The 13287-nt window shown below is 61.0% G+C and carries 16 protein-coding genes; 7 read left to right on the top strand and 9 right to left on the bottom strand.

All coding sequences use genetic code 11. The features are described from left to right. Position 1: 1 nt before the first annotated feature. Complete coding sequence (locus tag IHQ71_RS23725; protein WP_258158868.1) at positions 2 to 241, bottom strand: hypothetical protein; 240 nt, start codon at positions 239 to 241, stop codon at positions 2 to 4. Between the two features lie 109 nt (positions 242 to 350). Between IHQ71_RS23725 and IHQ71_RS23720 the strand changes: the two genes are divergently transcribed. Next, positions 351 to 1142: a Ku protein gene (locus tag IHQ71_RS23720; protein WP_258158867.1), complete on the top strand. Its 792-nt coding sequence runs from the start codon at positions 351 to 353 to the stop codon at positions 1140 to 1142. On the opposite strand, the gene ligD is transcribed toward IHQ71_RS23720, so the two are convergent. The 3 genes from ligD to IHQ71_RS23705 all read right to left on the bottom strand — a co-directional run bounded on the left by ligD (position 1143) and on the right by IHQ71_RS23705 (position 5370). Then, positions 1143 to 3677, bottom strand: a complete 2535-nt coding sequence (ligD, locus tag IHQ71_RS23715; protein WP_258158866.1) for a DNA ligase D — start codon at positions 3675 to 3677, stop codon at positions 1143 to 1145. A gap of 3 nt (positions 3678 to 3680) precedes the next feature. Continuing rightward, positions 3681 to 4526, bottom strand: a complete 846-nt coding sequence (locus IHQ71_RS23710) for a Ku protein (protein ID WP_258158865.1) — start codon at positions 4524 to 4526, stop codon at positions 3681 to 3683. A gap of 70 nt (positions 4527 to 4596) precedes the next feature. Then, positions 4597 to 5370 (bottom strand): IclR family transcriptional regulator C-terminal domain-containing protein, encoded by a 774-nt coding sequence (locus IHQ71_RS23705; RefSeq protein WP_258158864.1) that lies wholly within the window; start codon positions 5368 to 5370, stop codon positions 4597 to 4599. 110 nt (positions 5371 to 5480) lie between these two features. On the opposite strand from IHQ71_RS23705, the gene IHQ71_RS23700 reads away from it, so the two are divergent. From IHQ71_RS23700 to IHQ71_RS23685, 4 genes are all read left to right on the top strand, one after another. Then, positions 5481 to 6341, top strand: a complete 861-nt coding sequence (locus IHQ71_RS23700) for a CoA transferase subunit A (protein WP_258158863.1) — start codon at positions 5481 to 5483, stop codon at positions 6339 to 6341. After that, a complete protein-coding gene (locus IHQ71_RS23695; RefSeq protein ID WP_258158862.1) occupies positions 6338 to 7126 on the top strand; it encodes a CoA-transferase subunit beta in 789 nt (262 codons plus the stop codon). The genes IHQ71_RS23700 and IHQ71_RS23695 overlap by 4 nt, the downstream gene beginning before the upstream one ends. Positions 7127 to 7221: 95 nt before the next feature. Then, the gene (locus tag IHQ71_RS23690; protein ID WP_258158861.1) at positions 7222 to 7659 is read left to right on the top strand and encodes a low affinity iron permease family protein; all 438 of its coding nucleotides are present in this window, start codon (positions 7222 to 7224) and stop codon (positions 7657 to 7659) included. A 1-nt stretch (position 7660) separates the two neighbouring features. Further along, complete coding sequence (locus IHQ71_RS23685) at positions 7661 to 8713, top strand: DNA topoisomerase IB (RefSeq protein ID WP_258158860.1); 1053 nt, start codon at positions 7661 to 7663, stop codon at positions 8711 to 8713. Between the two features lie 201 nt (positions 8714 to 8914). On the opposite strand, the gene IHQ71_RS23680 is transcribed toward IHQ71_RS23685, so the two are convergent. Then, entirely contained in the window at positions 8915 to 9328 is a 414-nt protein-coding gene (locus IHQ71_RS23680; protein ID WP_258158859.1) for a hypothetical protein, read from the bottom strand. 153 nt (positions 9329 to 9481) lie between these two features. On the opposite strand from IHQ71_RS23680, the gene IHQ71_RS23675 reads away from it, so the two are divergent. Beyond that, complete coding sequence (locus IHQ71_RS23675) at positions 9482 to 9763, top strand: BON domain-containing protein (protein WP_258158858.1); 282 nt, start codon at positions 9482 to 9484, stop codon at positions 9761 to 9763. 76 nt (positions 9764 to 9839) lie between these two features. Here the strand turns inward: IHQ71_RS23675 and IHQ71_RS23670 are convergent, their stop codons facing one another. Further along, positions 9840 to 10754, bottom strand: coding sequence for a hypothetical protein (locus IHQ71_RS23670; protein WP_258158857.1), 915 nt, complete (start codon positions 10752 to 10754; stop codon positions 9840 to 9842). 381 nt (positions 10755 to 11135) lie between these two features. On the opposite strand from IHQ71_RS23670, the gene IHQ71_RS23665 reads away from it, so the two are divergent. After that, positions 11136 to 11537, top strand: coding sequence for a metal-dependent phosphohydrolase (locus IHQ71_RS23665; protein WP_258162935.1), 402 nt, complete (start codon positions 11136 to 11138; stop codon positions 11535 to 11537). Between the two features lie 6 nt (positions 11538 to 11543). On the opposite strand, the gene IHQ71_RS23660 is transcribed toward IHQ71_RS23665, so the two are convergent. The 3 genes from IHQ71_RS23660 to IHQ71_RS23650 form a co-directional block, all read right to left on the bottom strand. Continuing rightward, the gene (locus IHQ71_RS23660; protein ID WP_258158856.1) at positions 11544 to 12260 is read right to left on the bottom strand and encodes a hypothetical protein; all 717 of its coding nucleotides are present in this window, start codon (positions 12258 to 12260) and stop codon (positions 11544 to 11546) included. Between the two features lie 51 nt (positions 12261 to 12311). Beyond that, positions 12312 to 12599 (bottom strand): hypothetical protein, encoded by a 288-nt coding sequence (locus tag IHQ71_RS23655; RefSeq protein ID WP_258158855.1) that lies wholly within the window; start codon positions 12597 to 12599, stop codon positions 12312 to 12314. Positions 12600 to 12733: 134 nt separating this feature from the next. Continuing rightward, complete coding sequence (locus IHQ71_RS23650) at positions 12734 to 13237, bottom strand: ferritin-like domain-containing protein (RefSeq protein WP_258158854.1); 504 nt, start codon at positions 13235 to 13237, stop codon at positions 12734 to 12736. Positions 13238 to 13287: the final 50 nt, after the last annotated feature.

Raw genomic sequence — 13287 nt, 5'->3', positions numbered from 1 at the left:
GCTAATGCTCCTTTCGACCGGAATGATCGAGGGCCAGCACGCGTTCGAGGGCCGCGACATCCTCGGCGACGGCGACCGGCACAGGATCTCCGGCCAATGCCTGCAGGACCTGCTTGGAAATCGTGCCGCTCGCGATCACCCATTCCAATGCCTCACGGGTCTCCCGCTCGGCCTTGAGTTGGGCATAGAGCGCTGCGATCAGCCTGTCCTTGGGATCTGGTCTGGTAATGTCATGTGGCACGGCCGGCTCCTCTTCCTTTGGCTAACCCGCGCCGGCCAAGCTTGTTCCAGCAGCGGAACAAAAGCCCGGGTCTGGAGGTTTTCATTGTCGAATTCACCGGGATATTGGCATGGCACCGCGCAGCTATTGGAAAGGCTATCTCAAGCTCTCGCTCGTGACCTGCCCGGTGGCGATGATGCCGGCGATCAGCGAGTCCGAAAAAGTCCGCTTCCACACCATCAACCGCAAGACGGGTAATCGCGTTGTCAGCCGCTATGTCGATAGCGTCACGCGCAAGCCCGTCGATGAGGACGACGAGGCACGGGGCTATCCGCGCGGCGAGGACGATTACGTCATTCTCGAGGAAGACGAGATCGAGGCGGTGGCACTGGAGAGCACCCGCACGATCGATATCGATGTGTTCGTGCCGAGGGATTCGATCGAGTGGCTGTGGTACGATACCCCACATTACCTTGTGCCCGACGACAAAGTTGGGGAGGAGGCTTTCGCCGTCATCCGCGAGGCAATGACCGACAACGGCGTGGTCGGCATCTCCCGGCTCGTCATGTATCGCCGCGAACGCGCCGTGATGCTGGAACCGCGCGACCAGGGGATCATCCTCTGGACGCTGCGCTACGGCGACGAGGTGCGGGACACCGGCGATTACTTCGACGGACTGAAAGGCGGCAAGCCGGAATCCGCACAACTCACCCTGATGAAGAAATTCATCAAGACCCGGACGAAGAAGTGGGACAAATCGATCGCCGACGATCCGGTGCAGGACAAGCTCCTCGACATCATCGCCGCCAAGAAGAAGGGCCGCAAGGCACGTCCCGTCAAGGCCAAGGCGGAGGAGGCCAAGCCCAGCAATGTGATCAACATCATGGATGCGCTGAAGGCGAGTTTGGCCAAGAAGAAGTGATTACTTCTTTTTCGCCGACGCCTTCGGCAATACCTTCGCCGCACCCCGGAAATTCTCCCAAGGGTCCTTCTTCAACGATGCCAGCCGTTGCGGGGCGTTCAGCACCGTGAAATAGTTCGGGCCGATTCCTTCATTCAATTCCTCCCAATCGAGCGGCATCGACACCGGCGCACCCTTGCGTGCCCTTGTCGAGTAGGCTGCGACAGCGGTGTTGTTGCGGCCGTTGCGCAGGTAATCGATCAGGATCTTGCCGGTTCGCTTCGACTTGGTGATGGTGGAGACATATTTGTCCGGTTCATCGACAGCCATCGCGTCGGCGATGCCCTTGGTGAAGGCTTTCACGTCATCCCATCCTGCCGATGGCTTGAGCGGCGTCACCACATGCAAGCCCTTGCCGCCAGATGTTTTCACGAAAGCCGCGAGCCCGACATCCTCAAGGCGCTGCTTCACGTCGCGGGCCGCCTCGATCACGCGTGTCCAAGGCACGTCGTCGCCGGGGTCTAGGTCCATGATGATGGTGTCGGGTTTTTCGAGATCCTTGGTGGTCGAACCCCAGGGATGGATTTCCAGCACGGCGGACTGGACGAGGCTCAGCAGCCCGTCGAGATCGTTTATGACGATGATCTTCTCGTCCGGCGGGTCGGTCGGGTCCTGGAACAGGCCGATCTCCTTGTTCATGCCGCGCCAGGCGTGCTTCTGGAAGAACGATTGGCCTTCGATCCCCTCGGGGCTGCGCAGCAGCGCCAGCGGCCGGCCGCTGATGAAGGGCGCGATCTTCGGCCAAACCTCGGCGTAATAGTCGGCCAGACCTTCCTTGGTCACGCCTGCGTCGGGCCAGTAGATCCGGTCCGGGTGAGTGAGCTTGACCTTGCGGGCCTGGGGTTTCTCGACCTTCTGGCCGGGTCCGGATTCGCGGGTTACGTCCTTCGCCAATTTGTCCTCCCTGAGGCCGCGGAAAGCAGCATGCCTGAGATTGCCGTCGGCTGTCCATGCCCGGAACTCGACTTCCGCGACGACCTTCGGCTCGACGAACCTGACGCCTCTTCGAGCCTCCGCCTCCAGTGCCTCTGCAAACGGGCTCTTGTCGATGCGCAGGCGTTCGAGCTGCTTGAAGAGATCGCCGGCGAGCTTGGCGGAATAGCCGGTGCCCACGCGGCCGACATGCACCAGCTTACGCCCGTCGTACACACCCATCACCAGCGAGCCGATCGCGTTCCGCATCGCCGTCGAGGGCACGTAGCCCGCGATCACGAATTCCTGTTTGGAAGAGCATTTCGACTTCAGCCAGTCCTTGCCGCGGCCGGGCCGATAGGGCGCATCGCCGAGCTTCGAGACGATGCCTTCCAGCGACAACCGACAGGCATGCTCAAGCACCAGCCCGCCGTGTTCGTCGAAATGCTCGCTGAAGCGGATCAGGCCGCCCTCGGGGATCAGCTTCCGCAGCAGCGCTTTGCGTTCGAGCAGTGACGATGGCGTCAAGTCGGCGCCATCGAGATGGAGCAGGTCGAAAGCATAGAAGACGAAGCGATCGGTGCGGTCATCGCTGAGATCGGCCTGCAGGGCGGAGAAATCCGAACTGCCGGCGTCGGTTTCGACAACCAGTTCGCCATCGATCATCGCCTTGCCGGCCGGCAGATTGGTGAAGGCTTCGGATACTGATTTGCCGAAGCGCTTGGTCCAGTCGAGGCCGCTGCGGGTCAAGAGCTTGACCCGTCCAGCCTCGATCCGCGCGATCAGGCGGTAGCCGTCGAATTTCACCTCATGAATCCAGCGCTTGCCGATCGGCGGCTTGGCTGAAAGCGTCGCCAGCTGTGGTTCCAGGAAGTCGGGAGGCGCGCTCTTTTTTGCCTTCTTGATTTTCAACGGATCGATGTCCGTCGGCGGTGCAGCTTTCGCCTTGGCCTTCGCGGGAGCTTTTGTCTTGCTCTGCTTGATGCGTCCTGTCTTCGACGACCAACCCGGCGCTTCGCCTTCGAGTTCCTCGATCTCGCGGCCGGTAATCACTGATTCCGGCATTTCCTCTAGAATATCGGGCGCGCCTTCGGGACGGGCCACATCATCTTCCGCCTTGATCAGCAGCCAGTTCTCGCGCTTCTCGCGTGGCTTGCCATGCATGCGGATCAGGTGCCAGCGGCCATCCAGCTTCTCGCCTTCGAGTTCGAATTCGAGATGGCCCTTCTTGTAGCCACGTTCGGGATCGCCGACGGGGGTCCACGTGCCGCGATCCCAGACGATCACCGAGCCGCCGCCATATTCGCCCTTGGGGATGTTGCCTTCGAAGCCGCCATATTCGAGCGGGTGATCCTCGACATGGACCGCGAGCCGCTTCTCGCCGGCAATGAGGCTCGGGCCACGGGTGACGGCCCAGCTTTTCAGCACGCCGTCCATTTCCAGGCGGAAATCGTAGTGTAGCCGCGTCGCGGCATGTTTCTGGATCACAAAGCTGTTGCCGGCTTTCGCGCGTGCCTTGGCGCCACCTTTCGGCTCGGCTGTGCGAGTGAAGTCGCGCTTGGCGTGGTAGGTTTCGAGGGCCACGGATCAGCCCGCCTTCCGCATGGGCTGCGATTTGGCGCCGGATTTAGCGGTGCGCTTGGCGGGGGGCGCTTTGCCTCCACCGCTCGCGCTTCGGCGCAGCGCTTCCAAGAGGTCGGCGGGCTTGGTTTCCTTGATCGGCTTGGGCTTCCTGATCTTGCGGCCTTCGATCTTGGCCTTCACCAGTTCGGCGAGCGCCGCGTCATATCGGTCGTTGAATTCCGAGGGATCGAACTTGCCCATCTTGGTGTCGATGATGTGGCTCGCGAGTTCCAGCATTTCCGGCTCGAGCTTGAGCTTCGGCATGTCCTTGAAAGCGTCTGCTGCCGGCCGGACCTCGTATTCGTAATTGAGGGTGGAGGCGATCAGGCCCTCGCCATGCGGCCGGATGAGCAGGGTACGCACGCGGCGGAAGAGGACGGTCTGCGCGATGGCGGCCACTTTGTTCGCCGTCAGGCCCTCGCGGATGAGAGCGTAGACTTCCTTCGACTGCTTGTCGGCCGGGGCGAGGTAATAGGGCTTGTCGAAGAAGACGTCGTCGATGTCGCTGCAGTTCACGAAATCGCCGATCTCCAGCATCCGGTCGCTCTCGGGCACCGCGGCCGCGACTTCCTCGGGTTCGAGCGTCACATAATCGCCACCGGAGACTTCATAGCCCTTGATCTGCTCGTCGCGCTCGACGGGCTTGCCGGTCTCGCTATCGACGAATTCGCGATTCAGCCGGTTTCCCGTTTGTCGGTTGACCATGTGGAAGGAGACGCGATCGGAGGTCGAGGCGGCGGTATAGAGCGCTACCGCGCAGTTCAGTTCGCCGAGCTTGAGATAGCCCTTCCAGTTTGCCCTTGGTGCCACGATCCTGCTCCTCGGCCCCGGACTCAAAGCGGGCCTCGGAAACAATGAATTCAGGCGCCGGATGGTTCCGTCACTGGACGACGAAGTAATCTTCTATCGACGTCGCGGCTTTCCGCAGATGTGGCAGGATTTCCCGCTTCATCTCGGCGGGCGTGAAACGGGAAGACTGCGTGGAGATGTTGATCGCCGCAACGATTCTTCGCGTGCGGTCGCGGATTGGTACCGCGATCGATCTCAGCCCGATCTCCAGTTCCTCGTCGATTACCGCAAAGCCCTGCTGTGCCACGAGGCCGATCTCGTTCTCCAGTTCCGCCAGGCCGGTGATGCTTTTCGGAGTGTGCCCGACAATACGCGCCGATTTGAGAAACGCGCGCAGTTCCGGCGTGGGCAAGTCCGAAAGCAGCACCCGACCCATGGAGGTACACCAGGCCGGCAGCCGCGTGCCGACGTGAAGAGCGACGCTGAGGATATGCCGGCCCGGCACGCGAGCGACATAGACGATGTCCTCGCCGGACAGCACGGCGGCGGAACTCGATTCGTTGAACCGATGGGCCACGTCGCGCAGGAACGGCTCGGCATAGGTCCAGAGCGAGGAGCCCTGCAGCCAGACGCGCGCCAGCGAAAGCAGGCGCGGTGAGAGCGTGAAGCGGCGGCCATCCTGGACGGCAAATTCGCTATCGACCAATGTGAGCAGGAAGCGGCGGGCGGCGGCGCGCGTCATGTCCGCTTTTGCCGCCATCTCCGTCAGCGTCAGGCCTGCAGGGTGCGCGGCTAGAATTTCCAGCACCATCAGGCCTTTGCCGAGCGAGCCGACATTGTCGCGGGACAGAGCTTCCCTGGTCATGCTGTGATCTCCCTGCGCGAAGGATTGACATTTCGCGATTCTCGACAAATAGTATTGCATATAAAACATATGTTCGCAATGCGAACTTTTTGCGTCGGAGGATATACCCAGTGGCAAAGTTCCTACCGCTGAAGCAGGCGGTCGCCGAGAACCTGCATGATGGCGATATGGTCGCCTTCGAGGGCTTCACCCACCTCATACCGACTGCCGCCGCGCATGAGGCGATCCGCCAGGGTTTTCGTGACCTGACGCTGGTGCGCATGACGCCGGACCTGATCTACGACCAGATGATCGGCATGGGCATGGCGAAAAAAGTGATCTTCTCCTACGCCGGCAATCCGGGCGTCGGCCTGCTGCGGCGGCTGCGCGATGCGGTGGAAAACAGCTGGCCACATGCGATCGAGATCGAGGAACACAGCCACGCGGCGATGGCGAATGCATACGAGGCGGGTGCTGCAGGCCTGCCCTGCGCGATCTTCCGGGGCTATCGCGGAGCGGGACTGGCCGATGTCAATCCGAACATCCGGAGCGTCGTCTGCCCGTTTACTGGCGAGGTGCTGGCCGCCGTTCCCTCGGTGCGGCCCGATGTGACTTTCATCCATGCGCAGAAGGCGAACAAAAAGGGCGACGTGCTGGTCGAGGGCATTGTCGGCATCCAGAAGGAGGCGGTGCTGGCCGCCAAGCGCGCGGTGGTGACCGTCGAGGAAGTCGTCGAGGATTTCGAGGGCCTGCATCCCAATGTCACAGTGCTGCCGTCATGGACGGTGACCGCGATTTCCGTCGTGCCTGGCGGTTCGCACCCCTCCTACACACATGGCTATTTCGACCGTGACAATGCCGCCTATCTCGAATGGGACGAGATCGCTGCCGACCGCGACCGGTTCGTTGAATGGATGCGGAAGAATGTCATGGAATCGACACCGGAGGATTCCGAACGACGCGTGGCACATCTGAGGAGGGCAAGATCATGAGCGAAGCGACCTACACCTCCAACGAAATGATGACGATCGCTGCTGCACGGGCGCTCTCCAATGACGATGTCTGCTTCGTCGGCATCGGCGCGCCGTCGGCCGCCTGCAACGTGGCGCGGCTGACGCATGCGCCGGATATCACGCTGATCTACGAGAGTGGCACGATCGGCACCAAGCCGGATGTCCTGCCGCTGTCGATCGGCGATGGAGAGCTTTGCGATACTGCCGTGACCACGGTCGCGGTGCCCGAGATGTTCCGCTACTGGCTGCAGGGAGGGCGGATCACTATCGGCTTCCTCGGTGCGGCCCAGCTCGATCGGTTCGGCAATATCAACACCACCGTGATCGGCGATTACGATCACCCCAAGACGCGCCTCCCGGGCGGTGGCGGCGCGCCGGAGATCGCCACCTCATCCGGTGAGATCTATATCACCATGGTCCAGTCGCGCCGTGGCATGGTCGATAAGATCGATTTTTTCACGTCGTTCGGCCATGGCGACGGCGGCGATCACCGCCAGCGGCTCGGCATCGAGACCAAGGGTCCGACGCTGCTGATCACCGACCTTGCGATCTGGAAGCCCGATCCCGAGAGCAAGGAGTTCACGGTGGTCTCCATGCATCCCGGCGTCACGCGCGACAAGGTGCAGGAGACGTGCGGCTGGCCAGCGAAATTCGCGGACGCGCTGGAAGAGACGCCCCCGCCGACGGAACTGGAACTCACGACGCTCCGCGACCTCAAGGCCCGCACGGATGCCGCGCACAAGGGTTCCAAGCCTCCGGCTTAGTCCGCTATCGCACATATTGGAACCGCCAACGGGGAGCGCGCGTTTATTGGCGCGCACCTCTTGTAGCTGGGATGCGCTGATTACGGAGTATCCCTATGAATGCCGCCTTCTCCAAGTTTTCCAATGCTGTGTCGCATGCCACGGGCACCCCCATTGCCTTCGTCATCGCGCTGGCGGTGGTTTGCAGCTGGGCCGCATCGGGACCGTTGTTTGGCTTTTCGGAGGTTTGGCAGCTGGTGATCAACACCGGCACGACCATCGTCACCTTCCTGATGATCTTCGTGTTGCAGAACTCGCAGAACCGCGACGGCAAGGCGTTGCAGGCCAAGCTCGACGAGCTGATCCTGACCAGCAAGGGTGCGCAGAACAAGTTCATCGGCATCGAGAAGCTCGATGAGGAGGAGCTTCGCGAATTGCGCAAGCTGATCGATGAGAAGGCCTGCGAGGAGCAGGACGACGGCGAAGAGCTGAATTCGAATCTCGAGAAAACTCGCAGCAAGCTTGCCAGCTCCCAAGCCGACGCGGCGGCATGAGATGGCAATCGCGGCGGTAGAGAGCGGCATTGCCGAACCTGTCGATGTGCCCGAAGGGCTGGTCTACGTCGCCAATCTCGATAACGGCATCAGGCGAACCCGCACCGTGGATGGCTTTGCCTATCACGCCGCCAATGGCAAGCGTATCACCAATGAGAAGGAGTTGGGGCGGATCGCTTCGCTAGCTATCCCGCCGGCCTATGAAGACGTGCGCATCTCTCCCGATCCGAATTCGCACCTTCAGGCCACCGGACACGATGCGCGGGGCCGCAAGCAATATCGCTATCACCCAGCTTGGTCGGACCATCGCGGCGAGACCAAGTTCGCCCTGTTGCCGGGTTTTGCGGCGGCGCTGCCGCTTATAAGGGAGAAGGTCGACGCGGATCTGAAGCGGCGGAAGCTCGATCAGGATCGGGCGCTGGCAACGGTCGTCTGGCTGCTCGACAATCTCTTCATCCGCGTCGGCAACGAGACCTATGCGCAGGCGAACGGTTCCTATGGGTTGACCACGTTGCGCAACCGGCATGTGAAATTCGAAGGATCGGAGATCCGTTTCCGGTTCAAGGGCAAGTCGGGCAAGCAATGGCAGCTCGGCTATCGCGACCGGCGCATCGCCAATGCGATCCGCAAGCTGCAGGAATTGCCCGGCCAGCAACTGTTTCAATATCTCGATGAGGAAGGCCTGCCGCACGCGGTGCGGTCGCAGGATGTGAACGCCTATATCCGGGATGCGTCGGGCGATAATTTCTCGTCGCGGCAATTCCGGACCTGGGGTGCTACAAGGCTCGCGGCGACTGCCCTGAGCGCCATGATACCGGAGACATCGCAGCGCGGTCTCAAGCGGCAGATCAACTTGGTCATCGACTCAATCGCCGACCGGCTGATGAACACCCGCGCCGTCTGCCGCTCGTCCTATATCCATCCAAAAGTCTTCGAGGATTTCGAGAGCGGCACGCTTTCGGAACTCTCAAAAATCCGGCTGTCATCGAATGCGAACGCTGGGCTGTGGATGGATGACGATGAGCGCCGTGTATTGAAATGGCTTCAGTCGTAGCCTTCGTTATCTCCGTCACAAGAAAAGGCTCGCCGAATTCGAAGGGCCTTCGTGTGCCATAGAGCGCTTCATTGTTAAATGGAAGCAGTTCTGCCGGGCATCTTTCCGCCAGGCCCTGCGGCGCCGGCCTCGGCCGTACCTCAGGGTACGACGCTCGCCCGCCGCCTTGGTTAACAATGAAACGCTCTGGGGGTTGGTGGTTTAGTTCGGCGCCGGGGGCTTGTGGCAGCCCGACACCGTGGAAATCGTGATCGAGACGGGGTCGCTGGCCGGGAAGGACTCATAAAGCCCTTCGTCCAGCTGCTCCTCCATCATAGCGAGGTCGCCGGTCGCGCGTGCGCTGCGCAGGCCGGCAGGACCATCCTGATCGAGATGGTCGAAATCGCCGTTGCTTTGAGCCTCATACTCGGAAGCATAGTCGAGACCGCCTTCGATTGCGGCAGCTTCGATCAACAGTTCCCTGGCTTTCTCCACCGCGTTTACGCGGTTGAGCATGTTGTCTGCATCCTGGCGCAACTGGACCGAGATGATCTCGCCGGCATTGCCGACGAATTCCACCGTGAAGCCCAATTTGCCGCCCAGTTCCGGGTGGACCAGTGTTTCAAAGCTCTGCATGACCTTACTCCTGGTTTGGCACACGACACTAAACGCCCTGTTCCGAACCGTTGTTCCGGTTTTGCGATCTCAATCGGCGGAACATTTGGATCCGAGAGCTCGTTATTCCAAAGCGCCGAGGATATTCTTGGACGATCTCAAGGAGATAGAGCAATGGTCTTCAAGCCCCAGACTTTTCACGATGTGCCGCCACAGGCGGAAATCGACAATCCCACACAAGCCGGGCTCGAAGCACGCGTTGCCGAAGCGCTCGCCCGCGCCGGGGCCGCTGATTCGAGCCAGGTGGAAGTGACCGTGGAAGGGTCGGTCGTGATTTTGACAGGGACGGTAGGAACCTCGCCGGAAATCGGAACCGTCGCCGAGGTCGCCGCCAGAGTTCCCGGCGTCGCGTCGGTAGACAATCGCGTTCAAGCGCTGAGGGCGGGTCTCCACTGAAACCAGGTCCCATTCAATAAAAGTGGCCCGGCACTTTCAAAGTGCCAGGCCATTTCCGTTAGTGCTATTCCGTGTCTTACGAACGGAGATAGACGTCCTCGTCATCGTCGCGCTGGCGGCCACCCAGGGCTGCCGAAACGCAGGCGATGAAGGCGCCGATCAGCATCGACAGGGCGGCGAGAAGCGAGGTGGTCGCTGCAGCCTTGCGCGCCGTGTCGGCCGCTTCCTGGGCCGCGACCTTGGCGTCTTCTATCTGCTTCAGCACCGTATCGACACGTGCCTTCGCATCGGCTTCGTTCAGACCGGTGCGTGCCGCGATGATCTGCTCGACATAGGTCCTGTCCTCGGCCGACATTTCACCGGCAGCCGCACTGCGCATCAGGATACGCGACAGTTCGGTTGCCGCTGCTTCACTCGAGCCCGGCGCCGTCGTCGCGGTCGCCGTGGCAGCGATGCGCGGGTCGGATGGGCGCAGAAGCGCGTCGGTGAAGTAGGACGTCGACAGATCCGGCCCAGCGTTGGACGCAGCCGTCACCGCTGCGGCACTGGTAGTGCCGACGATGTTGGATGCAGCCTGCGTCGCGCCGCTGACGATCGACGAAACGGTCGAACTCAGAAGTGCCACGACCACGACCGTTGCCAGTGCCCAGGCGAGCAGGCCGTGCGACGTATCGCGGAAGAAGACCTCATCGGTATGAACGCCGACCCACTTGGTGCGGAGCCGCCCGGTGAGGTAACCGCCGATGCCGGAGGATACCCATTGAACGATCACCAGCCAGATGGCGGCATAGATGCTAAAGGTCGTCGCTGAGGTGCTTTCGCCGGACCATGGCGATACCATTGTCAGGCCGAGCCCGGCGCCAATCAGCATGAGGATCAGCGTGACGACGGTCGCAACGAAGGCACCAGCGATGACCGGTGCCCAGCTTACCGCGGATGACGACGACTCTACCGGTGCGTCGACCACGATCGGAGATGTTGGAATTGCCATGTCGATCTCCTAGAACAAAAGTGCGAGAATGATGATGATCGGAATCGGCACTCCGAGCAGCCAAAGTAATGCACCGCGACCCATGGTATCCTCCATTTTTCTGAGACTGCAGAAGTCTCCAAGATGTTACCTCCGGGATTCCCGAGGCTGGACATAAAACTTCCGAGGTTACCGCTTTGTTCCTGATCTCAAACGATTTTTCGGATCGAGCCCCATATTTTTCGACGTGCTGCTATGACGCAGACGCAGGGAACGCGGGGTGCACGCAAAGCGTTAATGCGCTAATAATGTACTGGTGAACGGAGGGCAGGAGACGTGATCGCAATGACAGCTGTGGCAACCGAAAATGCGATGAATTCCTTGTCGCAGGACCAGATTTTCATGCGTGCGGTGCGCATCGCCACCAATGCCCATCGAGGCCAGACCGGCAAGGACGGCAGGCCCTATATCGAACATTGCGAACGCGTGGCCATGCGGGTCGAACCGGCGCTAAGGCCGATCGCCTATCTTCACGACGTCATCGAAAAATCCGAGGGCTGGACCTTCGAACGGCTCAGGCTCGACGCCTTTCCGGAGGAGGTCATTGGTGCGGTGGATGCGCTTACGAGGCGATCCGGGGAGGAGGATGAAGCTTTCGTCCGTCGTGCGGCCGCCAATCCATTGGCCTTGCCGGTGAAGAAGGCCGACCTTGAGGATAACCTGCAGAGCGCGCTGCGCAGTGGGGAAGATGCCGAGAAGTATCGCCGCGACCTCGAAATCCTCCAGGACGAATCTCAAGCCTGATCCCGTTCAATGGAGAAAGCGCTGCTTCGTCTTGTCATCATCGGCGGCGAGCAGTGACAAAAGCCATTCCTCTATCGTGACATTGAGCGTCCGATTGGCCACGGCCGAAATGGCTCGCTCGAGCGTATCCTCAACCAGCCGGTCGGCGTCTTCAGGGTTCTCGACCAGCGTCCTGGCTTGCCGGCGCAAGGTGGGAAGTGCCGCTTCGATACTGTCGCGGAAGCTGCCACTGCCCGTATTGCTCAGCCTTTCGGCCGCAACAACAAGGCCCTGTCTGAGCTGCCGCCAGCCGGCCGGCTTGACAATCCTCGGCACGCCGATGAAACGGTCGGGGATGGCCACGCTGCGATAGCCGGTGAAGAAGACGAAGGGCACGCCCGCGTCAGTCAGGGCATCGGCCAGATCGAACGTATTGGTATGCTCAACCTTCACGTCAAGAATGGCGCCGCCGAGCTCGGCCGTGTGGCGCAGCAGGTCCAGAGCGTCGGCGATGGATAGAGCCGGCCCGATCACGTGTCCGCCGTCCTCGATGATCTGATATGCCAGGTCAGCCGCAATCAAATATTCGTCCTCGACGATCAGGATGGGCTTGTCGGTGACCGACATCCGGCGCCGAAGCCGGATCGGAACGACCATGCGTCGAGCGGCGGCGTCGGTGGGTTTCCGGGAGGAGCCCTCGACGGTTTCGGGAAGCGGCATCTCTGGGGCTGTGAGCGTTTGCATATTGGGCAAATGCGCCGCAATCACCTTTGTTCCAGTTGTAGAACAACTGCTTCAACTCACTGGTTCAGGCGCTGGCCAATAGGCATCTGATTGAAAATCTTCGGGAATCGGCTGCAGAACCGAGAGCGCTTCGGCCACGTAATTGACCTGGAGCGCGAAATGCCGGATGGCATCCGGTATCATGGCGCCCGTTGCCAAGGCCTTGGCCCTGTAGCGGGTATAGCCGGATGCGTTGATCCGGCGTTGCGCCTCCTGGCGAACATCGTCACGGCAGGGCCACCGTCTGGCTGCCTCGGCGGCAAAACCGCCTACCACGCGAAATCGAACATGCTGCATCATGAGCACCTCTCCGAGCTGCTCAAACAATGAGCAAGCAACCTTGCTCGGGGCTTTCGCGTGTATACAAAGCGGGGGAGGCGTTTGCCTCCCCCGCTTTAAAGCAGCATAGTGTCTCGCGATCCGGCGGCCGGTGGTCAGGCAGCCTTCTTGCCTGCCGCTGCGTTGACCGCTGTTTCGGCGAGCTTGGAAAGCGTCTCGTCCGTCAGGGTTTCTTCCTTGAGCGTGGCATCGAGCAGCGGTACCGCATCCTTGTAGCCAAGCTGCTTAGCCCAGGCCTTCAGCGTGCCGTAGCGGGCGATTTCATAGTGCTCGACGGCCTGGGCGGAGGAGATGAGACCGGCATCGAGAGCCTGCGTGCCCTTGAATTCCTCCATAATTTCCTCGCCTTCGGCGATGATGCCCTGGATCGCTTCGCAGGTCTTGCCCTGCGCCCGCTTGCCGATAATCTCGAAAACCTGCTGCAGGCGCTCGACTTGGCCCTCGGTCTGTTCCTTGTGCTTTTCGAAGCCTGCCTTGAGCTGGGGCGATTGCGCCGCCCGGGCCATTTTCGGAAGCGCCTTCAGAATCTGCCGTTCGGCGTAATAGATATCCTTCAGCGTGTCATAGAAGAGGTCGGCAAGCGTCATTTCCTTGGCCATGTCTGGATCCTTTCATGGAACGGGAACGGGTTGGATTGAACGGGGTGAAA

This window comes from Rhizobium sp. TH2 (genome assembly GCF_024707525.1).
In the GTDB taxonomy this organism is placed as follows: domain Bacteria; phylum Pseudomonadota; class Alphaproteobacteria; order Rhizobiales; family Rhizobiaceae; genus Rhizobium_E.
The sequence above is the reverse complement of the archived record's forward strand: the minus strand, read 5'-3'. Positions and strand labels throughout refer to the sequence as shown.